24 protein-coding genes are annotated in these 23167 nt (G+C 72.9%); 13 read left to right on the top strand and 11 right to left on the bottom strand.

From position 1 onward, the window contains the following. Positions 1–53 precede the first annotated feature (53 nt). The gene (locus tag ACIRPX_RS10485) at positions 54–1376 is read right to left on the bottom strand and encodes a hypothetical protein (RefSeq protein WP_404191150.1); all 1323 of its coding nucleotides are present in this window, start codon (positions 1374–1376) and stop codon (positions 54–56) included. A gap of 137 nt (positions 1377–1513) precedes the next feature. Further along, positions 1514–2479, bottom strand: coding sequence for a pirin family protein (locus tag ACIRPX_RS10480; RefSeq protein WP_404191147.1), 966 nt, complete (start codon positions 2477–2479; stop codon positions 1514–1516). Between the two features lie 112 nt (positions 2480–2591). Between ACIRPX_RS10480 and ACIRPX_RS10475 the strand changes: the two genes are divergently transcribed. From ACIRPX_RS10475 to ACIRPX_RS10460, 4 genes are all read left to right on the top strand, one after another. Next, the gene (locus ACIRPX_RS10475; RefSeq protein ID WP_404191144.1) at positions 2592–3083 is read left to right on the top strand and encodes a MarR family winged helix-turn-helix transcriptional regulator; all 492 of its coding nucleotides are present in this window, start codon (positions 2592–2594) and stop codon (positions 3081–3083) included. Further along, positions 3080–3547 (top strand): MarR family transcriptional regulator, encoded by a 468-nt coding sequence (locus ACIRPX_RS10470; RefSeq protein ID WP_404191141.1) that lies wholly within the window; start codon positions 3080–3082, stop codon positions 3545–3547. Before ACIRPX_RS10475 ends, ACIRPX_RS10470 begins: the two co-directional genes overlap by 4 nt. A gap of 93 nt (positions 3548–3640) precedes the next feature. Then, entirely contained in the window at positions 3641–3988 is a 348-nt protein-coding gene (locus tag ACIRPX_RS10465; RefSeq protein ID WP_404191139.1) for a tetratricopeptide repeat protein, read from the top strand. 239 nt (positions 3989–4227) lie between these two features. Further along, a complete protein-coding gene (locus ACIRPX_RS10460; protein WP_404191136.1) occupies positions 4228–4872 on the top strand; it encodes a peptide deformylase in 645 nt (214 codons plus the stop codon). A 68-nt stretch (positions 4873–4940) separates the two neighbouring features. Here ACIRPX_RS10460 and ACIRPX_RS10455 read toward each other — a convergent pair whose 3' ends face one another. Next, positions 4941–6389: a dihydrolipoyl dehydrogenase family protein gene (locus tag ACIRPX_RS10455; RefSeq protein WP_404191134.1), complete on the bottom strand. Its 1449-nt coding sequence runs from the start codon at positions 6387–6389 to the stop codon at positions 4941–4943. Positions 6390–6510: 121 nt separating this feature from the next. Here ACIRPX_RS10455 and trxA point away from each other — a divergent pair, with 121 nt between their 5' ends. Then, positions 6511–6897 (top strand): thioredoxin, encoded by a 387-nt coding sequence (gene trxA, locus ACIRPX_RS10450; protein ID WP_404191131.1) that lies wholly within the window; start codon positions 6511–6513, stop codon positions 6895–6897. A 24-nt stretch (positions 6898–6921) separates the two neighbouring features. On the opposite strand, the gene ACIRPX_RS10445 is transcribed toward trxA, so the two are convergent. From ACIRPX_RS10445 to ACIRPX_RS10435, 3 genes are read right to left on the bottom strand one after another with little or no spacing between them, the layout of a single operon-like run. Beyond that, positions 6922–8358 carry an aldehyde dehydrogenase family protein gene (locus ACIRPX_RS10445; protein WP_404191128.1) on the bottom strand — a complete coding sequence of 479 codons (1437 nt, stop codon included), beginning with the start codon at positions 8356–8358 and terminating at the stop codon, positions 6922–6924. Between the two features lie 27 nt (positions 8359–8385). Then, complete coding sequence (locus ACIRPX_RS10440; protein WP_404191125.1) at positions 8386–9564, bottom strand: 4-hydroxybenzoate 3-monooxygenase; 1179 nt, start codon at positions 9562–9564, stop codon at positions 8386–8388. Positions 9565–9579: 15 nt separating this feature from the next. Continuing rightward, positions 9580–10629 (bottom strand): LacI family DNA-binding transcriptional regulator, encoded by a 1050-nt coding sequence (locus tag ACIRPX_RS10435; protein WP_404191122.1) that lies wholly within the window; start codon positions 10627–10629, stop codon positions 9580–9582. A gap of 95 nt (positions 10630–10724) precedes the next feature. On the opposite strand from ACIRPX_RS10435, the gene ACIRPX_RS10430 reads away from it, so the two are divergent. Beyond that, complete coding sequence (locus tag ACIRPX_RS10430; protein ID WP_404191119.1) at positions 10725–11408, top strand: TetR/AcrR family transcriptional regulator C-terminal domain-containing protein; 684 nt, start codon at positions 10725–10727, stop codon at positions 11406–11408. Between the two features lie 26 nt (positions 11409–11434). Next, the gene (locus ACIRPX_RS10425) at positions 11435–12583 is read left to right on the top strand and encodes an FAD-dependent oxidoreductase (protein ID WP_404191116.1); all 1149 of its coding nucleotides are present in this window, start codon (positions 11435–11437) and stop codon (positions 12581–12583) included. Between the two features lie 470 nt (positions 12584–13053). Here ACIRPX_RS10425 and ACIRPX_RS10420 read toward each other — a convergent pair whose 3' ends face one another. Next, positions 13054–13734 (bottom strand): TetR/AcrR family transcriptional regulator, encoded by a 681-nt coding sequence (locus ACIRPX_RS10420; protein ID WP_404191114.1) that lies wholly within the window; start codon positions 13732–13734, stop codon positions 13054–13056. Positions 13735–13839: 105 nt separating this feature from the next. Here ACIRPX_RS10420 and ACIRPX_RS10415 point away from each other — a divergent pair, with 105 nt between their 5' ends. Further along, complete coding sequence (locus ACIRPX_RS10415) at positions 13840–14403, top strand: NAD(P)H-dependent oxidoreductase (RefSeq protein WP_404191111.1); 564 nt, start codon at positions 13840–13842, stop codon at positions 14401–14403. 511 nt (positions 14404–14914) lie between these two features. Here the strand turns inward: ACIRPX_RS10415 and ACIRPX_RS10410 are convergent. Next, the gene (locus ACIRPX_RS10410; protein ID WP_404191108.1) at positions 14915–15814 is read right to left on the bottom strand and encodes a LysR family transcriptional regulator; all 900 of its coding nucleotides are present in this window, start codon (positions 15812–15814) and stop codon (positions 14915–14917) included. A gap of 114 nt (positions 15815–15928) precedes the next feature. Here ACIRPX_RS10410 and ACIRPX_RS10405 point away from each other — a divergent pair, with 114 nt between their 5' ends. Next, positions 15929–16147, top strand: coding sequence for a hypothetical protein (locus tag ACIRPX_RS10405; RefSeq protein ID WP_404191105.1), 219 nt, complete (start codon positions 15929–15931; stop codon positions 16145–16147). Here the strand turns inward: ACIRPX_RS10405 and ACIRPX_RS10400 are convergent. Then, positions 16123–17004 (bottom strand): LLM class F420-dependent oxidoreductase, encoded by an 882-nt coding sequence (locus ACIRPX_RS10400; protein ID WP_404191102.1) that lies wholly within the window; start codon positions 17002–17004, stop codon positions 16123–16125. The two genes, ACIRPX_RS10405 and ACIRPX_RS10400, sit on opposite strands and share 25 nt — an antisense overlap. Before the next feature lie 205 nt (positions 17005–17209). Continuing rightward, positions 17210–17743 carry a 2'-5' RNA ligase family protein gene (locus ACIRPX_RS10395; protein WP_404191099.1) on the bottom strand — a complete coding sequence of 178 codons (534 nt, stop codon included), beginning with the start codon at positions 17741–17743 and terminating at the stop codon, positions 17210–17212. A 136-nt stretch (positions 17744–17879) separates the two neighbouring features. On the opposite strand from ACIRPX_RS10395, the gene ACIRPX_RS10390 reads away from it, so the two are divergent. From ACIRPX_RS10390 to ACIRPX_RS10380, 3 genes are all read left to right on the top strand, one after another. Further along, the gene (locus ACIRPX_RS10390; RefSeq protein WP_404191098.1) at positions 17880–18338 is read left to right on the top strand and encodes a MarR family winged helix-turn-helix transcriptional regulator; all 459 of its coding nucleotides are present in this window, start codon (positions 17880–17882) and stop codon (positions 18336–18338) included. Between the two features lie 201 nt (positions 18339–18539). Beyond that, positions 18540–19751, top strand: coding sequence for an MFS transporter (locus ACIRPX_RS10385; protein WP_404191096.1), 1212 nt, complete (start codon positions 18540–18542; stop codon positions 19749–19751). A gap of 203 nt (positions 19752–19954) precedes the next feature. After that, positions 19955–20782, top strand: coding sequence for an aldo/keto reductase (locus ACIRPX_RS10380; RefSeq protein WP_404191094.1), 828 nt, complete (start codon positions 19955–19957; stop codon positions 20780–20782). 57 nt (positions 20783–20839) lie between these two features. Here the strand turns inward: ACIRPX_RS10380 and ACIRPX_RS10375 are convergent, their stop codons facing one another. Beyond that, complete coding sequence (locus tag ACIRPX_RS10375; RefSeq protein ID WP_404191091.1) at positions 20840–21760, bottom strand: LysR family transcriptional regulator; 921 nt, start codon at positions 21758–21760, stop codon at positions 20840–20842. A gap of 164 nt (positions 21761–21924) precedes the next feature. Here ACIRPX_RS10375 and ACIRPX_RS10370 point away from each other — a divergent pair, with 164 nt between their 5' ends. Beyond that, the gene (locus tag ACIRPX_RS10370) at positions 21925–23166 is read left to right on the top strand and encodes an MFS transporter (RefSeq protein WP_404191089.1); all 1242 of its coding nucleotides are present in this window, start codon (positions 21925–21927) and stop codon (positions 23164–23166) included. Position 23167: the final 1 nt, after the last annotated feature.

The following is a 23167-nucleotide window of genomic DNA, read 5'->3' as shown; positions in this document are numbered from 1 at the left end:
TGCCCGGACGGCCGGACCCGCGCCGGCCGGGGTGCCGGCGGTGGCCCCGAGGTCTAGAAGACGGAGTCGTGCGTGGCCGCGTACGTCAGTGCCTCCCTGGCCGCGTGCCGGTCCTGGACCGTCTCCCACCAGGGGTGGGTGTGCATCTCCTCCGCCAGCCGCCGGCAGCGCTCGCGCGCGTCCGCCAGCCGCTCCCGCTGATCGCCGGTCAGCTCGGCGCGGCCGGCCGCGATGTCCGTGCCGCGGGGCAGATGCGCGGCGACGTCCTCGCAGTGCTCCAGCGCGCGGGTGAAGGTCCTCCGGGCGGCCACGAGGTCCCCGGGGATGACGAACTCCCCCACCGTGAAGGGCCGGGAGAACGCCGACGGCCCCGGCTCGGTGTGCCACAGCGAGGCGTCGATCGACCGCTCGTCGTCGCGCGCCCGCGTCAGCTCGGCCCGGACGCCCGCTCCCACGCCCCGGGGCCCCGGCCCGGGAGTAGCGGCCACGTCCGGGCCGCCGGTGCCCGCCGCCGCCCCGCCCGGCACGGGCTCGGGTCGGCCTTCGAGGAACTCCTCCTTGTCCGTCGGAGTGACCCACATGTGCCAGCCACGACGGCCCGCGGGGCGGGGCAGGTAGAGCGAGACGAGTTCACCGGTGGCCGTACGGCGGACGACGTCGTCGTAGTAGAGGCCGCGCACCGGCTCCCACAGGGCGTGCCTGCCGCCGCAGCGGCCGGCGCCCTGCCGCGGGCAGGGGACCGGATTCCCCCAGTCGCAGCGGGACATGTGCAGGTGCTTGACGCCGCCGCGCACCGGCAGGGCCGCGCGGTCGGTGACGTCGCGCCAGCTCTGCACGTTCACCCGGGCCCAGGGGGCCCGGTCGATGGGGATCGCGTTCTCGTTGTTGACGAGCCACAGCGGGGTGAGTCCCTCGCGGCGGGCGCTGCGGGTGCGTTCGTCCACGGAGCCGCCGGCTATCGCGGCGAGCTGTATTTCATAAGCGAGCCGCTGTTCGCCGGCACCCTCCACGGTCACGTCCCTGTGCCGCTTTACGCTTTCCCCTTCCTCCGCCCGCGTCACACGGAAACCCTCTCCCGAGGCGACCTGGGCGGTGTAATCCCTGAGCGCCTTGTGGAGATCGCTCTCGGCCTTTGTCTCGGGGCGTTCCCCTTTTGCCACATGCATCGCGTGCGGCCTTCCGCTGACCTTGCGGATGGCCATGAAGCCGGGGCAGACGAACCCTTCGTCCTGATGGGCTTCGAGGCAGTAGAGAAGATCGGGCTGGTAATTGCCGTAGATCTCGTCGAGCAGCCGTGGGTATTCGGGGTGCCCGAGATCCGCCTCGGTCAGGTCGAGCGTGATGCCGAGGCCCCTGTGCCAGACGCTGTAGGTCATGGTGCGAGCGTAGGACGCACCACTGACAATCGGCTTTTCCTTGATCGTCAGGAGGCATTCCGGCGCATTCCCGTGAGGCGGACGACTCACGGAAAAGCGCCCCTTGATTCACGCGCGCGCCGGCACACCCTTGCGCGTCACCGCACCCTTCCCCGGGGCCTCAACGGCAGCGGCGGCAGTTCGGGGGCCGGCAGCGGAGCGCCGTCGTAGCCCTTGACCTCGCCGAACCGCGTGCCGTTCGTCCAGTCCTCGCGGGCCTGCTCGATCTCCTCCTGGGTGCGCCCGATCCAGTTCCAGAACATGATGAGCTCCTCCTCGAACGGCTCGCCGCCCAGGAGCATCAGCCCGGCGTCCGACGCGGCGCGCAGCGGGAGTTCGGTGCGGCCGCAGCCGAGGTAGAGCATCGAGCCCGGCAGCACCGGCACACCGTCCACGTGGGCCTCGCCGGACATGGCCAGCACCGCGTACTCGAAGTCCGGCTCCAGCGGGAGCCGTACGTCCGCGCCGCCCGCCAGGGCCAGGTCGGCGCCGACGATCGGGGTGTACGTGGTGCCGGGCGAGGCCGCGCCGTCCAGGTCGCCGAGGATCAGTGTGCCCGTGAGGCCCGGGGCGGTGACGACCGGCAAATCGGCGTGGTGCTCGAAGTGCGGGTCGGTGTGCCGGTGGCCGTCCGGGAGGGCGACCCAGAGCTGGGCGCCGTGCAGCAGGCGGGCGTGCGGGCGGGGGCTCTCCTCGGAGTGGCTGATCGCCCGGCCGGAGGTCATCAGGCCCAGCTCGCGCGGGCGGATGGTCTGCAAGCTGCCGGTCGAGTCGCGGTGCAGCACCTCGCCCTCGTGCAGCCAGCTCACGGTCTGCAGGCCCATGTGCGGGTGCGGCGGCACCTGCATGCCGGGCTCGTCGGCGATGTCGTCGGGGCCGTAGTGATCGACGAAGCACCAGGCGCCGACCATGCGGCGCCCCAGGTTGGGCAGCAGCCGGCGGACTTCGGTCGACTCGCCGAGCTTGACGCGGCGAGGACTGAGGAGTTCACGCACGGGCTCCGCCACCACGAAGCCGCGGCCGCCGCACAGAGCGGGAACCGCCTCGCGATCAAGATTGCTCATGGCGCCAACCTAGTCCTGTCGGAGGCGCCGCGTCAGTCCGTCACCCGGGCGGTACCCTCCGTGGCCGGAAAAATAGTAGCCATGGCTATAGTAGCCATGTACTGTAATGAGCATGAGCCGAGGTTCCGAGAAGGCGACACCGGGTTTCCTGGTGTGGCGCCTGTCGATGAAGTGGCGGGTCGCCGTCGACCGGGCGGTGGCACCGCTCGGCCTCACGCACGCGCAGTACTCCCTGGTGGCCTCGCTGTACGGCATGCAGCGCACCGGCGAGCGCCCCAGCCAGCGGCGCCTCGCCGACCACACCGGCCTCGAACCGCTCTACGTGTCGAAACTGGCCCGCGCGCTGGAGGCGGCCGGCCTGCTGGAGCGCGCCCGCGACCCGCGGGACCCGCGCGCCGTGCAGCTGGCCCTGACCGAGCGGGGCCACGAGGTCACCGGGCGCGCCATCGAGGTCGTCCAGGGTCTGCTCCAGCAACTGCTGGCACCGCTCGGGGGCCCGGACGGCCCGCGCGCACGGGAGTTCACCCGCGACCTGGCGACCCTGCTCGACGCACCGCTCGACCCTTCAGCCATGGACGGCGAGTCCGACAAGGAGCAGCCATGACCAGCAACACAGCCACCACCGCGGCCGCGACCGCACCCACCGCCGACGCCCGCGCGCTCGGCCTGGCCCACTACGCCGCCCGGGCCGTCCTGGAGCGCGTCCTGACCCGGCACGGCGCCACCTTCGCGCAGCAGGTCACCCTCCGGCTCGTCGCCGTCGCCGAGGCGCCGTTCGAGCGGGAGGCACTCGTCGACCAGGTCGCCGGCTCGCTGAAGGCCGACACGGCCGACGTGCGGGAGGTCGTCGGCCGGCTGCTCGCCAGGGGACTCCTCGCGGCCGAGGCGTCCCAGGTCCGGATCACGGAGGCCGGCCGGGAGTTCCACGCCGCGGTGGCCGGCGAGACCGCGGAGATCTCGGCCCGGGTCTGGGGCGGAATCCCGGCCGAGGACCTGGCGGCGACCGGCCGCGTCCTGGCCCTGGTGACCGAACGGGCCAACGCCGAACTCGCCGCGCCGTCCGCCTGATCCGCCCGGTTCCACGCCGGCCGACCGTCCACCCCGCATCTGGTGGAATGTTCAACCATCGGTCGTGGTTGTGTACGTCGAAGGAGGTCACGAGTGGACACGACGTACTACGACCACGGGACACCGGCGGAGCGCTGGGAGCGCGCGCAGATGTTCTTCGACGCCAAGGACTACGCCGCCGCGGCGCGCGTGCTGGGCGGGCTGGTCGAGGAGGTGCCGGAGCAGACCGGACCGCGGCTGCTGCTGGCGCGCTCCTACTACCACTCGGCCCAGCTGCGCCGCGCCGAGGGCGAGTTGCGTGTGATCGTCGAGCGTGAGCCGGTGGAGTACTACGCCCGGCTGATGCTCGGCCGCACCCTCCAGCGGCAGGGGCGGGACGAGGAGGCCGAGTCGCACCTGCGCATCGCCTCGGCGCTCGCGGGCGACTTCGCGGAGGTCTGACAGACGCCCGCACGCGGGGAGGAAGACGCCGTCCACGGCGACACGGCCGGGCCCGGTTCCGACAGCGGAACCGGGCCCGGCCGTGTTCCCGCCGCCCGCGGGCCGGCGGCTTCGAGCCGCCCGCTGCCGCGGCGGTCAAGCGCTGTCCACCGACCGGGGCACGGTTCCGGGGCGGGGACGTGGTGCGGTGCGGCTCGGCGGTCCGCGGCCGGTGCGGGAGACCATGGCATGCTGGCACGATGGCAACTCCCCCTGATCGGGCGCCCCTTGCGGAGCAGGTCGAGGCGCTTCTCGCCGTCGACGGCCCGCTGCCCATCGTCGCCGCGGGCGACCCGGTGCTCAGGCGGGGCACCGAGCGCTTCGACGGTCAGCTCGACGCCGCGCTGCTGGCCCGCTTCGTCGAGGCCCTGCGCGTGACCATGCACGCGGCGCCCGGGGTGGGGCTCGCCGCGCCGCAGGTCGGTGTGGCGCTGCGGATCGCGGTGATCGAGGACCCGGCGCCGGTGCCGGAGGAGGTACGGCTGGCGCGCGGCCGGGTGCCGCAGCCCTTCCGGGTGCTGGTCAACCCCTCGTACGAGGCCGTCGGCACGGACCGGGCCGCCTTCTTCGAGGGCTGTCTGAGCGTGCCGGGCTGGCAGGCGGTGGTGGCGCGCCCCGCCGAGGTGCGGCTGACCGGCCTGGACGAGCACGGACGGGCGCTGGACGAGGTGTTCACGGGCTGGCCCGCGCGGATCGTCCAGCACGAGACGGACCACCTCGACGGCACGCTGTACCTCGATCGCGCGGAACTGCGCTCCCTGTCCTCGAACGAGGCGATGGCGGAGCGGTGGACGCAGCCGGTGCCGGAGGAGGCGGCGCGGTCGCTCGGGTTCCCGTTGCCGTAGCCGCCCGCAATGCCCCCGCCACGGGTCGACCGGCGACGGGGGCACGCTGAACTCTCCCGGTGAATAGGTCAGTTGTCGCGGTACGACTCCAGCAGCCGCAGCCACACCTCACTGATCGTCGGGAACGACGGAACCGCGTGCCACAGCCGGCTGATCGGCACCTGGCCCGCGACGGCGATCGTGGCGGAGTGGATGAGCTCACCGACGCCGGGGCCGACGAAGGTGACGCCGCGCAGGATCTCCTCGTTGACGTCGACGACCATGCGGGCGCGGCCGCGGTAGCCGTCGGCGTACAGGCCCGCGCCGGCCGCGGAGCTGATGTCGACGTCGACGGCGCGCACCCGGTGGCCGGCCTGTTCCGCCTCCGCGAGGGAGAGGCCGACGGCCGCCGCCTCCGGGTCGGTGAAGACGACCTGGGGCACGGCATGGTGATCGGCGGTGGCCGCGTGCGCACCCCAGGGGTCCGACTCCAGGATCGGCACGCCGGAGGCGCGTGCGGCGATGGCGGCACCGGCGATGCGGGCCTGGTACTTGCCCTGGTGGGTCAGGAGCGCCCGGTGGTTGACGTCGCCGCACGCGTACAGCCAGTCCGTGCCGCTCACCCGCAGGCTGTCGTCGACCGGGATCCAGCCGCCCGGTTCCAGGCCGACGGTGTCCAGGCCGACGGTGTCCAGGCCGATGTCGCCGGTGCGCGGCTTGCGTCCGGTGGCGAAGAGGATCTCGTCGGCCTCGATGCGGTCGCCCTGGTCGGTGACGACCACGACGGTGCCGTTCTCGCGGGTGACGGACCGCACCGACGTGCCGGTGCGGACGTCCGCGCCGGCCTCGGCGAGCGCCTCGGCGACCAGTTCACCGGCGAACGGCTCCATGCGGTTGAGCAGGCCCTTGCCGCGGACGAGGAGGGTGACCTGCGAGCCGAGGGCCTGCCAGGCGGTGGCCATCTCGGTGGCGACCACTCCCCCGCCGACGACCACGAGACGGCCGGGCACCTCCTGCGCGCTGGTGGCGTCGCGGCTGGTCCACGGCTTGACGTCGGCCAGGCCCGGCAGGTCGGGCAGCACGGCGTCGGTGCCGGTGCAGACGGCGACGGCGTGTCGTGCGGTGAGCACCTTGCGGCTGCCGTCCGCGGCGGTGACGGTCACGGTGCGCGGCCCGTCCAGGCGGCCGTGGCCGCGGTACAGGTCGGCGCCGATGCCGTCCAGCCACCCGGCGGCGCCGTCGTCGTGCCAGTCGGATGTGTAGTAGTTGCGGTGGGCGAGGACCGCGGCCGCGTCGAGGGGGCCCTGTACCGACTGGCGCAGGCCCGGCACCCGCCGGGCGTCCGCGCGGGCGATGACCGGGCGCAGCAGCGCCTTGCTGGGGACGCAGGCCCAGTACGAGCATTCGCCGCCGACCAGTTCGCTCTCCACGACCGCGGTGGACAGACCCGCCGCACGGGTGCGGTCGGCCACGTTCTCCCCCACGGGCCCGGCCCCGAGCACCACGACGTCGTAAGCGATGGTTTCCGTTTCCGTCATGGGGTCAGTCTGGTGGGTGGTGTGCGCTCAGGCCACACGGGTAGGGGCGCGGAATACGTGACATGTCGGCCGCGTTGTGCCGACGGCTTCGCCACCGACAGCAGGAAGAGGGAATTGCGCGATGAGCAGCACCGTGGAGCTCACCAAGGAGAACTTCGACCAGACGGTCACGGACAACGAATTCGTCCTGATCGACTTCTGGGCGTCCTGGTGCGGGCCGTGCCGTCAGTTCGCACCTGTCTACGAGAAGGCGGCCGAGGAGAACCCCGATCTGGTGTTCGGCAAGATCGACACCGAGGCGCAGCCGGAGCTGGCCGCGGCCTTCGGTATCCAGTCGATCCCGACGCTGATGATCGTGCGCGACCAGGTCGCCGTGTTCGCGCAGCCGGGCGCCCTGCCCGAGTCCGCGCTGACGGACGTCATCGGGCAGGCCCGCAAGCTGGACATGGACGAGGTCCGCAAGGCGGTCGCGGACCAGCAGGCCCAGGCCGAGCAGAACGGCCAGTAGTTCCTGGAAGGGATCCAGTAGTTCCTAGAAGGGATACGGCGCCACGTCTCCGCGCACCGTCGTCCAGCGCACGTCGGTGAAGGCCTCCAGATTGGCCTCACCGCCGAAGCGCGCGCCGGTGCCGGACGCGGCGACGCCGCCGAAGGGGGCCACGGCCTCGTCGTTCACGGTCTGGTCGTTGATGTGGACGATGCCGGTCGGAATACGTTCGGCGAGGTCGAGTCCGCGGGCCGCGTCACGTGTCACGATGCCCAGCGAGAGGCCGTACTCGCTCTGCGCCGCCCAGGCCGCCGCCTCGTCGGCGGTGCTGAAGGCGCGTACGGGCGCGACCGGGCCGAAGACCTCCTCGGCGTAGGCGGGGCTCGCGTCGTCGACGCCCGCGATGACCGTCGGGCGGTAGAAGAGCTTCTCGTGGGTGCCGCCCGCGGCGACCTTGGCGCCGCGGGCGGTGCTGGCCTGCACCAGATCGTGGATCTTGGTGAGCTGGGCCTCGTCGATGACGGGGCCCAGGTGGACCTGTTCGCGGTGCGGGTCGCCGACCGCGAGGGAGTCGGCCTTGGCCGCGAGGCGGTCGACGTACTCCTCGTAGATCGACCGGTGGACCAGGTGGCGGCCGGTCGTCATGCAGATCTGGCCCTGGTGGAAGAAGGAGCCCCAGGCGGCCGTCGAGATGACCGCGTCGAGGTCGGCGTCCTCCAGCACGACCAGGGCGGAGTTGCCGCCGAGTTCCAGATGCACGCGCTTGAGCAGGCGCCCGCCCGCCTCGCCGACGGCGCGGCCCGCCGCGGTGGAGCCGGTGAAGGAGATGACGGGTACGCGCGGGTCGGCGACCAGCGCCTGGCCGACGTCCGGGCCGCCGGGCAGCACGTGCAGCAGGTTCTCGGGCAGGCCCGCCTCGGCGAAGACCGCCGCGAGCGAGAGGCCGCCGCAGACCGCGGTGCGCGGGTCCGGCTTCAGGACGACCGCGTTGCCGAGGGCGAGGGCCGGGGCGACCGAGCGGATGGAGAGGATCAACGGGGCGTTGAACGGTGCGATCACGCCCACCACCCCCACCGGGACACGGCGGGTGTACGACAGCCTCGGTGCCTCGGTCGGCAGGACCTGTCCGGCCGGGCGGGAGGCGAGGGCGGCGGCCTCGTAGCACTCCTGGGCGGCGACATGCAGCTCGAAGTCGGCCTTGCCCGGGATGGAGCCCGACTCGCGCACGATCCACTCGCGCAGTTCCCGGGCGTGTGCCGCGAACAGGTCGCCGGCCTTGCGCAGGACGCCGGCGCGGACGAAGTGCGGGACGCGCGCCCACTCCGCCTGGGCGGCCCGGCCGGCCTCGGCGGCGGCCGCGACGTCCTCGGCGGAGGCGAGCGTGACGGTGGCGAGCGTGTCCCCGGTGGCGGGCTCTGTGACGGCGTACTCGGGCCCCGACAGGGAGCGGGGCTGCCAGGTCTTCGGGTCGAGCAGCGGCATGACGGCTCTCCGTTTCGTCACCGGGACTCACATCGGGAGCGGAAGTCCCGTGTAGTTCGCGGCCAGTTCGGCGGCCGCGTGGCGGGATGCTGCGATCCGGCGCAGACGTGCGAGCTGCAGACGGGTCTCGAACACATCCCCATCTGGTTGAGCATGCAACATCTTAGTCATGTCGTAGGAGAATCGTGTGGCCTGCCACACGCGGGCGAGGCACAGGTCCGAGTAGGCGTCCAGGAGTTGCTCGGACTTCGTGCGGTGCAGTCCGGCGAAGGCGCGGGCGAGGACGCGGACGTCGGAGACGGCGAGGTTGAGGCCCTTGGCGCCGGTCGGCGGCACGATGTGGGCGGCGTCGCCGGCCAGCAGCAGCCGTCCGTGGCGCATCGGCTCATGAACGAAACTGCGCATCGGTGTCACGGACTTGGCGGTGATCGGGCCGCGGTGCAGGGTCCAGTCGGCGTCGATGGCGAAGCGGGCGGCGAGTTCGTCCCAGACGCGGTCGTCGCTCCAGTCGCCCGCGTCGGTGCCGTTGGGCACCTGAAGGTAGAGGCGGGAGACGTGCGGGGAGCGCATGCTGTGCAGGGCGAAGCCGCCCTGCCCGCGCGCGTAGATCAGCTCCTCGCAGGAGGGCGCCACGTCGGCGAGGATGCCGAGCCAGGAATAAGGGTAGTCGCGTTCGTACGTCCGGCCGAGGGTGTCCGGGAAGGTGTCGCGGGCGATGCCGTGGAAGCCGTCGCAGCCCACCACCCAGTCACAGGCGAGGGTCTGCTCGCGGCCCTCGTGACGGAAGCGCACCACGGGTGAGTCGCTGTCCGGCTTCTCGATCGCCAGCGCCTCGGCCTCGAACAACAGCGGTGGTCCTTCGGCCAGTTGGAGCGCGACGAGATCCTTCACGATCTCGGTCTGGGCGTAGACGGTGACCGTGCGGCCACCGGTCAGAGCGGGGAAGTCGATGTGGTGGCGTTCCCGGTCGAAGCGCAGCTCGATGCCCTGGTGGACCAGCCCCTCGGCGTTCAGCCGCTCGGCGGCGCCAGCCTCGTGCAGGGCGTCGACCGTGCCCTGTTCGAGCATTCCGGCGCGCTGGCGCTGCTCGACGTACTCCCGGGTCCGGGCCTCCAGCACGACGCAGTCCATGCCGGTGCGGTGCAGCAGCCGGGCGAGGAGCAGCCCGGCCGGGCCGCCGCCGATGATGCCGACCGTCGTGCGCATGCGCGCCCCCTTGGTTCAGCTGGAGTCGCGGTGGATCACCGTGGCTCCCAGCACTGTGTGCGTCTCGGGCGCGGCACCGGGGTTGCGCACCGCGCGGTCCACCAGTTCGGCGAGGTCACGGCCGGACGGCAGCTCGATGTGGACCGTGCTCAGCCGGGGCCGCAGCAGCCGGCCGAGCATGAGGTCGTCGGCACCGATGAGGGCCACGTCCTCGGGGATGCGCACGCCGGCGTCCTGGAGCGCGCGCATCAGCAGCATCGCGTACTCGTCGTTGTACGCGAACACGGCGTCGAGGTCGAGGTCGCGCCAGCGGGCGGCGAGGCGTGCGGCGGACTCCTCCTCGTAGGCCAGGGGGAGTTCGGTGACACCGGCCTCGGTGCCCCGCAGGGCCCGGCGCACGCCTTCGAGGCGGGGCCGGGCGAAGGACCCCAGGCCGTCCTCCTGGGGCGTGACGACGCCGATGCGGCGCCGGCCGCGGTCGTAGAGGTGTCCGGCGGCGCAGTGGCCCACGGCCTCGTGGTCCATGAGCAGGGCGTGGGCGCCGTCGACGGACCCGGGGCCGAGGGTGACGACGGCACGGGCGCCGGAGCGCTTGAGGACGGTCACACCCTGCGGGCTGAGGGCCCCCGCGCCGGGCACCAGCACGGCGACCGGACGCAGTTCGGCCCAGGCGCGGGCGGCCTCGTCGCCGTCCACGCCGACGGAGCCGTACTGCACGACGGTGTAGTCGAGGCGGCCGAGCGCCCATTGGAGCTCGCTGAGGAACTGGCTGTAGAGGGGACCGACCGGGAAGCGTGGGGCGGGCATCAGGACCATGCGGCTGTGGCCGGCGCGCAGGCTGCGGGCGGCGGCGTGCGGCACGTAGCCGAGTTCCTTGGCGGCCTCGTGGACCCGGCGGCGCGTGGGCTCGCTGATCCGTACGGCGCTGGTGTTGTTCAGGACGTAGGAGACGGTCGCGCGCGAGACGCCGGCCAGGCGGGCCACGTCGGCGCTCGTGGGCACGGAACGCGCCGTGGAGGAAGAGTGCGCGGGCGTTTTCGGTATCTGCACCATGACGTACGGCATCTTTGCAGAACCTGTGTCCGGGACCACACCCGGGCATCGGCGAACATGTTCGTCACGAACTTGTTCGCAACGAACATGTTCGTTACCGTGGAGGCATGACAGACCGACCCGCCACCCCGCGCAGCCGTCGCGAGCGCCCGGCCAAGCCCGCCCTGAGCCGGGAGGCGATCGTCGCCGCGGCGGTCGCGATCCTGCGCGCCGAGGGCCTGCAGAAGGTGACGATGCGGCGCCTGGCACAGCAGCTCGACACCGGCCCGGCCTCGCTGTACGTCTACGTGCGCAACACCGCGGAGCTGCACGCGGCCGTCCTGGACGAGCTGCTGGGGACCGTCGGGCCGGCCCCGGCCGAGGGCACGTGGCGAGAGCGCCTGGAAGGGGTGCTCACCGCGTACACCGCGATGCTCTTCGAGCACCCGAGCCTGGCCCGCTCCGCGCTGACGGCCCGGCCGAGCGGCCCGCACTACCTGGACCTGATCGAGACGCTGCTGGCCCTGCTCGACGAGGGCGGCGTCCCGCCCGCCCAGGCCGCGTGGGGCGTGGACCTGCTGCTCCAGCACACGACCGCGACCGCCGCCGAACACGCGGCCGGCGAGGCGTCCGAGGAGGACTGGGACGCCCTGCGCCGCGCGGTGCACGGCGCGTCCGAGCGCACCCGTCCGCACATCGCCGCACTCGCCGGCCCGCTGCTCGCGGGAGCGCCGCAGGACCGGCTGTCCTGGGGACTGCGGACGCTGATCGCCGGTATCGAGCAGGCCCCCCGCCCGCGTGAAACCCGCTGAACCCCACCGACCTCAAGGAGAACGCCATGACCACCCACCACGCCATCACCATCGTCGGCGCCGGCCTCGGCGGCCTCACCCTCGCCCGTGTGCTGCACGTGCACGGCATCGAGGCCGCCGTCTACGACCTGGACGCCTCCCCCGCCGCCCGCACCCAGGGCGGCATGCTCGACATCCATGACGACTCCGGCCAAGTCGCCCTGCACGCAGCGGGGTTGCACGAGCGGTTCCGGACGCTCGTCCATCCCGGCGGTGAAGCCACGCGTGTGCTGGACAAGGACGCCGTGGTCCGCCGGGAGGACACCGACGGCGACCGGGGCGAGCGCCCCGAGATCGACCGCGGCGACCTGCGCGATCTACTGCTGGACTCCCTGCCCGAGGGCACCGTCCGCTGGGACGCCAAGGTCACCGGCGCGCGTCCGCTGGACGGCGGCCGGCACGAGGTGACCCTCGCCGACGGCACCGTGCTCACCACGGACCTGCTGGTCGGCGCCGACGGCGCCTGGTCGCGGATCCGCCCGCTGCTCTCGGACGCCCAACCCGCCTACACCGGCGTCTCGTTCGTCGAGGCGGACCTCAAGGACGCGGACCTGCGCCACCCGGTGAGCGCCGAAGTGGTCGGCCGGGGCATGCTGTTCGCGCTCGGCGCCGGCCGGGGCTTCCTCGCGCACCGCGAGACAGACGGCAGCCTGCACGTCTACGCCGCCGTCGAGGCGCCCGAGGAGTGGCTGGACGGTATCGACTTCACCGACGCCGAGGCGGCCAAGGGACAGGTCGTGGCGCACTTCGCCGACTGGGACAAGAGCCTGCGGGCGCTGGTCGAGGACGCCGACGGCGCACTCGTGCCGCGGCGCATCCACGCCCTGCCGGTGGGCCACCGCTGGGCCCGGGTGCCGGGTGTGACGCTGCTCGGCGACGCCGCGCACCTGATGTCCCCGTTCGCGGGCGAGGGCGCCAACCTGGCGCTGCTCGACGGCGCCGAGCTGGGCCTCGCCCTGGCCGCGCACCCGGGCGACACCGAGGAGGCCCTCATCGCCTACGAGGAGAAGATGTTCCCCCGCAGCGAGATCTCCGCGGCCGCGTCGGCGGCGAGCGGAGCCATGCTGTTCCGCGCCGACGCGCCCCAGGGCCTGCTGGACATGTTCGCCGGGCACACCGGGGGCGACGGCAGCTGAGGTGAGCGGCCGCGGTCACACGGACGCAGCCGGGCCGACTTCGGGCCACCGCATCCGGACGGATGCGGTGGAGTGCCGCCGGGTTGCCGGGCACGGGCCGAGTGGGGTGCCGCCGGGCGGGACATGGGCCTGGTCAGGATGGGCCGAGCCGGCCTGGGCGGGCGTCTGAGCCTGGCGCGTCTGAGCCTCGCGCGTCCGGGGCGGGTGTCCGAGCCGGGCGTGTCTGGGCCTGCCGCGTCTGGGGCGGGCTCCGAGCCGGGCTCGTCTGAGGCGGGCTCGTCTGAGCCGGACTCGTCTGGACCCTTGCCGGAGGTCGGGCGGGGCCTCGCGGGGACTGGGAGTGCTGAGAGCGCCAAACGGTGGAAGAGCTGGGAGTGCCGGGGGGCCGGGGGGGGCTGGGAGTGCCGGAGGGGGGCTGGGAGTGCCGGGGGGCTGGGAGTGGCGAAGGGGGGCTGGGAGTGCCGGGGGGTTCAGGCGGGCGTCCCGGTGCCCGTCACCCGCGCCACCAGGTCGATCCAGCCGGCCTCCAGCCGCTCCAGGGACATGCCGCGCTGCCTGGTCAGGTGGTGGATCACCGCCGGGTCGAGATAGCCCAGGAGCGTCTGCGCCAGCAGCTCGCAGTCGGCGTCCGGCACGATCTGCCGCAGCAGCATCGTGACGTGCATGGCGAGGGCTCCGGCCGAGGGGTGGACGAACCGGCGGGACGGATCGGGCGTGGCGGCCAGCTGAAGGTCCAGCTGCTCGGCCGAGCGGTAGAGCAGGGCCACGCCGAACGCGCGCAACCTGTCCAGCGGCGGCGCCCCGGGCCCCAGCGGCGGCGGCCCGCCGAGGAAGTCGGCCTGCAGCTTGCGTGCCGAGTGGTCCAGCAGGGCCATCAGCAGTCCGGTCCGGTCGCCGAAGCGGCGGAAGACGGTCCCCTTGCCCACGTTGGCCGCCGCGGCCACCGCCTCCATCGTGACCCCGGCCGCACCGTGCTCGGCAATCAGCCGGCCGGCGGCCTCCAGCAGCCGGGCCCGGTTGCGCGCGGCGTCTGCGCGCAGGCACGGTTCGTCGTCGGCGGTGCTGAGTTGCAGCAACTCGGGCTCGCCGACCGAATCCTGGGGCCTGGGAAAGGGCGGCAGGGTGGCGGACATGAAGACAGCGTAAAGCATGGGGAACAAAACTGGACCGCGGTCCGCTTAAGGTGCTACACAATAAACGGACCTCGGTCCGGATCGTCCACAGCAGCGTTTCAAGCCCCCCATTTGGAGACCCCCATGTCTGTCCGCATCCTCGCGCTCGTCGGCAGCCTTCGCGCCGGTTCGCACAACCGCCAGCTCGCCGAGGCGGCCGTCAGGTTCGCGCCCGAGGGCGCCGACGTCGAGATCTTCGAGGGCCTGGCCGAGATCCCGTTCTACAACGAGGACATCGACGTCGAGGGCAGCGTTCCGGCCGCGGCGGCGAAGCTGCGCGAGGCCGCCCGGTCCGCCGACGGGTTCCTGTTCTTCTCCCCCGAGTACAACGGCACGATCCCGGCCGTCCTGAAGAACGCCATCGACTGGCTGTCCCGCCCCTTCGGCGCCGGTGCCTTCGGCGGCAAGCCGGTCGCCGTGGTCGGCACGGCCTTCGGCCAGTACGGCGGCGTGTGGGCGCAGGACGAGACCCGCAAGGCCGTGGGCATCGCCGGCGGCAAGGTGCTGGAGGACGTCAAGCTCTCCATCCCCGGCTCGGTGACCCGCTTCGCCGAGACCCACCCGGCCGACGACGCCGAGGTCGCCGCGCAGCTGACCGAGGTCGTCGCGCGCCTGCACGGCCACGCGGGCGAGGCCGTCGCCGCCTGATCCACGACCGCACGGGGGCGAAAAGGGCCGGGGCCGCCACAGCCCGGCCCTTTTCCCACCCCGGGCCACCCGCCCGCGTCCGCACACCGGGCGGCCCCTCCAGACGCGCCCGCCAAGCGGCCCGTCCCGCCCTCGCACGCGCGGCCGCCTGCCCACCCCCACACACCGGGCGGTTCCCCCATGGCCCGCCAGAGCCCCACTCCCGCGTCGCGCGCCGGCCCCACTCCCACGTCGCGCGCCGGCCCCACTCCCACGTCGCGCGCCGGCCTCCCTTCCACGGTCGGGCGCCAGGGCCGCCTCCCGTCGTGCACGCCGAGCGGCCCCATCCACCCGCGCGTGACGAGCGCCCTGTCCGCCCTCCCCCGCCAAGCGGCCTTCGGCGCCGTGGAACGGGCCGCCCTTCCGGCCGTGCCCGTCAAGCCGCTCCTCAGCCGCCCGCGCCCGGCACCTTGCAGCCGCTCACACCGAACAGAACTTCAGCCGCTCGCGCCAGGAACCGCCCCGTCGCCGCTCACGCCACCGCCGTCGGTGCCAGCTCGTGCAGCTGCGCGAGCGCGGCGGCGACCGCGGGCCGCTCCCGGCCGCCCCGGCGGGTGCAGGTGAGCAGCTTGCGGTGCGGGTTGCCCGTGCAACGGACCCGGCTGATCGGCAGGTGCGGGGTCAGCTGGGACAGGCGCGGGATCAGCGCGACGCCGAGCCGGTTGGCGACCAGGTGGGCGGTGACGTTCCAGTCCAGGGCGTGATGGACGATGCCGGGGCTGAAGCCGGCGTCGCCACACGCCGACATCACATGCGTACGGCAGGGGTCCTCGATCGGCACGATCCAGTCCTCGTGCGCCGCGTCGGACAGGGCGACCCGCTCGCGCCCGGCCAGCGCGTGCCCCTCGGGGACGACGAGGTCGAACGGGTCGTCCAGGAGCGGCTGCTGGTCGAAGCGGGTGTCGCTCAGCGGTGGGTTGTCCGGGCCGGCCTCGACGACGGCCAGGTCGGTCTCCCCCTCGAAGAGCAGGTCGAAGCTCTCGGACACGACGACCTCCCGGACGCGGACGGACAGCCGGGGGTACCGCTCCTGCAGCCGTAGCGCCATCGGGGCCAGCAATGCCGACACGGCCGTGGCGTGCCCGCTCACCCGGAGCGGGCCCGCGGGAGCGTGTTCGGCGCGCAGGTCAAGTTCGGCCTGGTCCCAGCGGGCCTGGATGGCGTCCGCGTGCGCGAGCAGGCTCTCGGCGGCCGGGGTGAGCCGCACCCCGCGACCCTGCGGTTCGAGGAGGTCGACGCCCAGGTCGCGGGCGAGCTGGCGGATCTGCTGGGAGGCCGCCGAGGTGGTGAAGTGCAGCGCGCGGGCGGCCGCGGTGACCGTGCCGTAGTGGGCGACGGCCCGCAGGACGTGCAGTCGGCGCAGGTCAATCATGAAGCCCAGGCTTCAAGGTGGGGTCGACAAAGTCAACCTGGACGTGTACGGACACCGGGTCGCACCCTGACTGTGTCGCGACGGCCCATCAGTCGAAACGCCCGAGGAGTTGCCATGATCAGCACGTCCTGCGACCAGTGCCCGCACTGCGGCTGGCCCGACCGCGCCGAGCCCTTCCAGGTGGTCTCGGGACACAGCACCGCGGCCGGCCGCACCCTGTGGACGCGCTGCGGCTGCGGCTCGCTGCAGGTCCGGGTGGAGGACGGCCGCGGCATGCGCGTCGTCTCCCGCAGCAGTCCCCCGGAGCCTCAGTCAAGCTGGGCCAGCCGCTGAACCGCGGGCGCCGCGAAGTCCTCGATCCACGCCGCGGGCTCACCGAGACGGGGCGCCAGGATCACGGTGTCGAGACCGAGTCCGGTGTACCCGTCGATGTCCCGCAGGAAGGTGTCGAGGTCTCCGACGGTCACCGACTCGCCCGTGTAGGCGATGGTCTTGCGGATCCGGTCGTAGTCGCGCCCCACGGTGTCGCAGTGCCGGCGCAGCACGTCCAGCTTGTGCCTGGCCTCGTCGGCGGAGGAGGGGATCAGGTTGCAGGCGTCCGCGTACTGGGCGACCAGGCGCAGCGTCTTCTTCTCCCCTCCCCCGCCGATCATGATCTCGGGGTGGGGGTCGCTGACCGGCGCCGGGACGCACAGGGTCTCGGCCAGCCGGTAGTGCTTGCCGTCGAACGGGCCGTCGGCCTCCGGGTCCCACATCTGCCGGCAGATCCGCAGGGTCTCCTCCAGGCGCTCGAAGCGCTCCGCGAGCGGCGGGTAGGGGACGCCGAGCCCCTCGTGCTCGCGGTCGTACCAGGCCGCGCCGATGCCGAGGGTGGCGCGGCCGCCGGACAACACGTCGAGCGAGGTGACGATCTTGGCGAGGAGTCCCGGGTGCCGGTAGGTCACGCCGGTGACCAGCGCGCCCAGCTGGACGGTGGAGGTGTGACCCGCGAGGTAGCCGAGGGTCGTGTAGGCCTCCAGCATCGGCGCCTCGGCGCCGCCGTTGAACTCCATCTGGAAGTAGTGGTCCATGACCGACAGCCAGCCGACGCCCGCCGCCTCGGCCGCGGCCCCCGCCGCGGCGAGTTCGGCGCCGAGTGCGGGCCCCCCTCCGCCGTGGTCGAACCGGTTGATGTGTACACCCACTCGCATGCCCGTCTCCGTCCACCCGGACCGTCGCCGTCTCCGGCACCGTCCCTGGCGACGCTAGATCTTCGAGCGCTCTCCAAGTCAAGGCCGCACCCGGCCCGCGCACGACCGCGTGCCGACGCGACCTCGCGCCGCCCCCACCCCCGGAACCGTCCGCCGCGCCCGGAACCGTCCACCATGCCCCCGGGATGCCCCCGGGCGCGGCCCCTCACCGCAGCGCGAACGACGCCCGGTGCTGCCACTCCGTACCGCTGTGGACCACGAGATCGACCGTGGGGACGCGCGCCGCGAAAGGAAGGCAGGGGCGGAGGCCGACCTCGATCTCGTCCAGCACCGCCTCGTCCTGCCCCTGGGCGACGGTCAGATGGGGGTGCGGGTCGTACTTGCCGCCGTACGGCGGGGCCTCCGGCCACCGCTCGACGACCGCCTGGGTGAGCCGGCGGAAGGGGGCGTCCGGCACCGGCGCGAGGTAGAGCACCCCGGGAAACCGCCCGCACTCCTCGAACCGCACGTCGAAGGACCGGTGACGGCCGACGATCTCGTCGAGGGCAGCGCAGGTCGCGGCGCCGACGAGGGAGGCGGGCAGGAAGGGAAAGACCACGGTGACGTGGGCCGGCACACCGGCCTGGGCCGCGGGGTCGAAACGCTTGCGCCAGCTCCGCACCGAGGGCTCGGCCTCCGGCACGGGGACCACGAGTGCCGTCTGTCCCGCGGCGAAGCGCCCGGATTCGTCGTCTGCCATGTCTCGGGTCTATCAGCCGGACCCCGTCGGCCGCGACACGACACAGATTGCACACGCGCAATACGTGTGGACGCCGACATTTTCGTCGTTGCCCTATCCTGGAGGTGACCCGCTTCGGGACGGAGGACTCAGCCCCATGACCGCGACCGACCCGGCACTCACCGCCCTCGCCCAGGGCTGGTGCGCCCTGTCACTGCTGCACGGCAGGATCGAGGCGCACATCGAGCGCGCCCTGCAGGCCGGGCACGGCCTGAGCGTGCGCGAGTACTCACTGCTGGACGTACTGAGCCGGCAGCACGACGGCGAGGGAGGGCACCTGCAGATGAAGCAGGTCGCCGACGCGGTCGTACTCAGCCAGAGCGCCACGACGCGCCTGGTCACCCGCCTCGAGGACCGCGGGCTGCTGAGCCGCTACCTGTGCCCCACCGACCGCCGCGGCATCTACACCAACGTCTCCGAGTCCGGCCTCGCACTGCTCGAGGATGCCCGCCCGACCAACGAGTCGGCCCTGCGGGAGGCTCTGGACGAGGCCGCGCGGAACCCTGAGCTCGCCCCGCTGGTGCGGGCGGTCGAGACACTACGCGCGCCTGCCTGACGCGGCGCCGCCCGCCGCGCCGCCCGGCACCGAGACCTCAGGCCCCCGCGAACACATCACCGCGGGGGCTTTCATCCGGGGTCATACTTGCAGACGCGCTATACCCGCTTCAGACATTCATCGCACTTGCATTTATCCCGCGTCTGCAATTATTGTCGACGCTCGTAAGCGTTTCACGCAATCGCCTGGAAGGTACCTCCCATGCCTCTCGCCCTCCTGGCCCTGGCCATAGGGGCCTTCGGGATCGGCACCACGGAATTCGTGATCATGGGCGTGCTGCCCGAGGTCGCGGGCGACTTCGGCGTCTCCATCCCCACCGCCGGCTGGCTCGTCTCGGGCTACGCCCTGGGTGTCGTCCTCGGCGCACCCCTGCTGACGGTCCTGGGCACCAAGGTCTCCCGCAAGAAGATGCTCATGTTCCTCATGGGCCTGTTCGTCGTGGGCAACGCGCTGTCCGCCGTCGCCCCCGTCTTCGGCATCATGCTCATCGGGCGCATCGTCGCCTCCCTCGCGCACGGCGCGTTCTTCGGCATCGGGTCCGTCGTCGCCGCCGGTCTGGTCGCCCCGGAGAAGAAGGCCTCCGCGATCTCTCTGATGTTCACGGGCCTGACCGTCGCCAACATCGTGGGCGTCCCGCTGGGCACCTACATCGGCCAGGCCGCCGGCTGGCGGGTCACCTTCGCCGGCGTCGCCTCGCTCGGCATCGTGGGTCTGCTCGGTGTGGCGAAGCTCGTGCCCGAGACGGGCCGGCCCGAAGCCGCCGACATCCGCGCCGAGTTCGCCGCCTTCCGCAACGTCCAGGTCTGGCTCGCGATGGCGATGACCGTCCTCGGCTACGGCGGCGTCTTCGCGGCGATCACGTACATCACGCCGATGATGACCGAGGTCGCGGGCTACTCGGCCGGCGCGGTGACCTGGCTGCTGGTGCTGTTCGGGACGGGGATGTTCCTCGGCAACCTGGTCGGCGGCCGGTTCGCCGACCGAGCCCTGATGCCGATGCTGTTCACCGCCCTCGGGGCGCTGTCCCTGGCGCTGCTGCTGTTCACGGCGACCGCCCACGACAAGGTGTTCGCCGCCCTCACCCTGACGCTGATCGGGGCGCTGGGCTTCGCGACCGTTCCCCCGCTGCAGAAGTGGGTGCTGGACCAGGCCGCGGCCGCGCCGACCCTGGCCTCCGCCGCCAACATCGGCGCCTTCAACCTCGGCAACGCGCTGGCCGCCTGGCTGGGCGGCGTCGTCATCGCGGCCGGGCTGGGCTACACGTCACCGAACTGGATCGGCGCTCTCCTGTCCGGCACCGCGCTTCTCCTGTCCCTCCTGGCGGCCTCCCTCGACCGCCGCAACCGGCCGGGCGGACGGGTCGTGGCGGAATCGACCCGCACCGAGCACGTCCCGGCCACGGCCCGGCACTGACGCCAAGCCCCGGACCGACGCCACCGCACGGCACCGGCACACCGCACCGATCCACCCAGCCGCGCGCCATCGCCCCAGCAACCTCAGCAATCCCAGCAACACATCGCCTCGTCACCCCATCACCCCATCACCCCACCCCATCGACCCGTCGCCCCCCGACCCATCGCCCCACCGCACCACCAACCCACAAGGAACCACCACCCATGACCCCCGCCGTCCCCACCGTCACCCTCAACAACGGCGTCGAGATCCCCCAGCTCGGCTTCGGCGTCTTCCAGGTCCCCGACGACGCGACCGCCGCCGCGGTCGGTGCCGCCCTGGAGGCCGGGTACCGCAGCATCGACACGGCCGCCGTCTACGGCAACGAGGCCGGCGTCGGCGCCGCCCTCGCCTCCTCCGGTCTTCCGCGCGAGGAACTGTTCGTCACCACCAAGCTGTGGAACGCCGACCAGGGCCACGACGCGACCCTCCGCGCCTTCGACGCGAGCCTGGCCGAGCTGGGACTGGACCACGTCGATCTGTACCTCATCCACTGGCCCACCCCGGCCCGCGACCTGTACCGGGAGTCCTGGCGGGCGATCGAGAGGCTGGCCGCCGACGGGCGGATCCGCGCCGCCGGTGTCTCCAACTTCCGGCCCGCCCATCTGCGCCGGCTGCTGGAGGACTCCACGCTGGTGCCGGCTGTCAACCAGGTCGAGCTGCACCCCGGCCTCCAGCAGCGTGAACTGCGCTCCCTGCACGCCGAGTCGGGCATCGCCACCGAGGCCTGGAGTCCGCTGGCCCAGGGCGCGGTGCTGGCCGAGCCCGCGCTCACGGAGATCGCCGAGCGGCACGGCAGGTCGCCCGCGCAGGTGGTGCTGCGCTGGCACCTTCAGCTCGGCAACGTCGTGATCCCGAAGTCCGTCACGCCCGCCCGCATCCGCGAGAACATGGACGTCTTCGACTTCGTCCTCGGCGACGAGGAGATGTCCGCGATCGCCGCCCTCGACCGCGGCCTGCGCACGGGACCGGACCCGGACACCCTCAACTGACCGCACACGGTTTCCCGCCCGCCCCCGTCCGACCGCGGACGGAGTCCCGTTCGGTGCTCACCGCGCCCACTTCGGTGTCCACGTGTCCCGGTCCCGGGCCGGCGAGCCGAGGTGGGCGCGCAGTGCGCCCAGCGCCGGGTGCGGGTTGTCGCCGCGCCAGATCAGCGAGTGCGGATAGACCGGGGTAGGGGCGCGCACGGGGATGCGGCGCAGGTCGTGGTCGGCGGGCCAGAGCACACGCGTCTGCTCGCCGACGAAGGTCGCCAGCAGCGGGGAGTCGGCGATGGTGTCCAGAAGCGGCTCGGTGCCGAAGTCGGGGCCGGTCACCTCGACGACGATCCCGAACGCGGCGGCGAGGTCGTCGTAGAAGGCGGCCCACTCGGTGCCGGCGACATTGCCCGGCATCCAGATCCGGTGTCCGGCCAGCTGTTCCGGGGTCACCGTGCGGGCGCCGGCCAGCGCGTGTCCCGGCCCGGTGAGCAGCTGGACGGGCTCGTCGTGGACCCGGGCGGCCTCGATGCCCTCGGGGAGCCTGCGTGCGGGCACGGTCAGGGCGCGGAAGGACGCGTCGATCGTCCCGGAGCGCACGGCCCCGATGGCGGCGTCGGCGTCGAAGAGGGTCACCACGTCGAGGCCGACCTCGGGATGCGCCTGGTGGAAGCCCCGTACGAGATCGGCCGGTGCGAGGCGGCGGCCGATGACGTCGACGCGCAGCGCGCGCCGCCCCGGCCGCACGGAGGCCGCGGCCCGCTCCTCGGCGCGCAGCAGGTCACGCGCGTGCGGCAGGAAGACCTGCCCGTCGACGGTGAGCAGGGCTCCGCGCGCCGTGCGGGTGAACAGGCGCACCCCGAGTTGCTTCTCCAGCGCGGCGACCCGCTTGGAGACGGCCTGCTGGGTCACGGCGAGCGTCAGGGCCGCCTCCCGGAACCGCCCGGCGTCGGCGACGGTCACGAAGGTGCGTACGGCGTCGAGATCCACGGACACATTCTTGCGTGGGACGCGGGGGTCCCTGCCCCGCACACCAGAGCCTCCGCCTACAACGCCCGGTTGTCGGTCGTCGTGCGGATGGGTTGTTTGCTCCCCTGCCGCACGACCGGCTTTGATGTCGCGGGTCGGTTTTCCGGGACGGCGGAGCGGTGGGTATGCGGGGCGGACGGTCGCTGGGGCGGGAGTTCGGATGGCTGTGGGCTGCGTACGCCGTGAGCACGGCCGGCACCTGGCTCGCCTTCGACGCGTTCCCCTTGATCGCGGTGCTCGTGCTGCACGCCGGGACGACCGAGGTGGCGGCCCTGGCCGCCGCGGGTCTCGCCGTGGGGGCGGCCGTGGCGATGCCGCTGGGGCCCTGGGTGGAGTTCCGCCGCAAGCGGCCGGTGATGATGGGCATGGACCTGGTCCGGTTCGCGGCGCTGATGACGATCCCGTCGGCGTATGTCCTGGGCCGGCTCGGCTTCGTACAACTTCTGGTTGTGTCGATCGTGGTCGCCGCCGCCGACATCGGGTTCACCGCGGCGAGTGGCTCCTGTCTCAAGTCGCTGGTGCCGGCGCGGGACCTGCTCGTCGCGAACGCGCGCTTCGAGACGACCACCTGGACCGCCACCGTGCTCGGGCCGCCGCTGGGCGGCGCCTCGATCGGCCTGTTCGGCCCGGTGATCACGGTGGCCGCCAACGCGGTCAGCTTTCTGCTGTCGGCCCTCGGCATCCGCGCGATCGGCGGCACGGAGAAACCTCCCGTGCGCAAGGAGCCGGCGTCGGCCGGCGGTCTGCTCGACGGGTGGCGGTACATCCTGGCCCATCGGGGGCTGCGCCTGCTGTTCTGCAACACGGTGACCTTCAACGCCCTGCTCGTCGCCGTCTCGCCGCTGCTCGCCGTCCTGATGCTCGGCACCCTCGGGTTCACGCCCTGGCAGTACGGCCTCGCCTTCGCCGTCCCCTCGATCGGCGGTCTGGTCGGCTCACGGCTGGCACGTCCGCTCGCCTCGCGGTGCGGACAGCACCGGGTCCTGCGCGTCAGCGGAATCCTGCGCGCGTGCTGGCCGATCGGGCTGGCCTTCGTCCGGCCCGGCACCCCCGGTCTGGTGCTCGTCATGGTGCTGGAGTTCGGCGTGATCACCTGCTGCGGCGTGTTCGGTCCGGTGTACGCCACCTACCGGCTGGAGCGGACGAGAGGGGACCGGGTGGCCCGTACGCTCTCGGCCTGGTCGGTCACCAGCAAGTGGACGACCGCGGCGCTGACCGCGGTGTGGGGCGTGCTGGCCGACCTGGTGGGCGTCCGCGGCGCGATCGCGCTCGCGGGTCTGCTCATCCTGGCCACGCCGCTGGCCCTCCCCCGCCACGACCGGACGCCGCGGGGGATTCCGGAAACCGCGCCTTCCTCCGCGACGTGAC

Source organism: Streptomyces sp. NPDC101225, from assembly GCF_044767585.1.
Lineage (GTDB): Bacteria > Actinomycetota > Actinomycetes > Streptomycetales > Streptomycetaceae > Streptomyces.
This window is presented reverse-complemented; position numbering and strand designations above follow the sequence as displayed.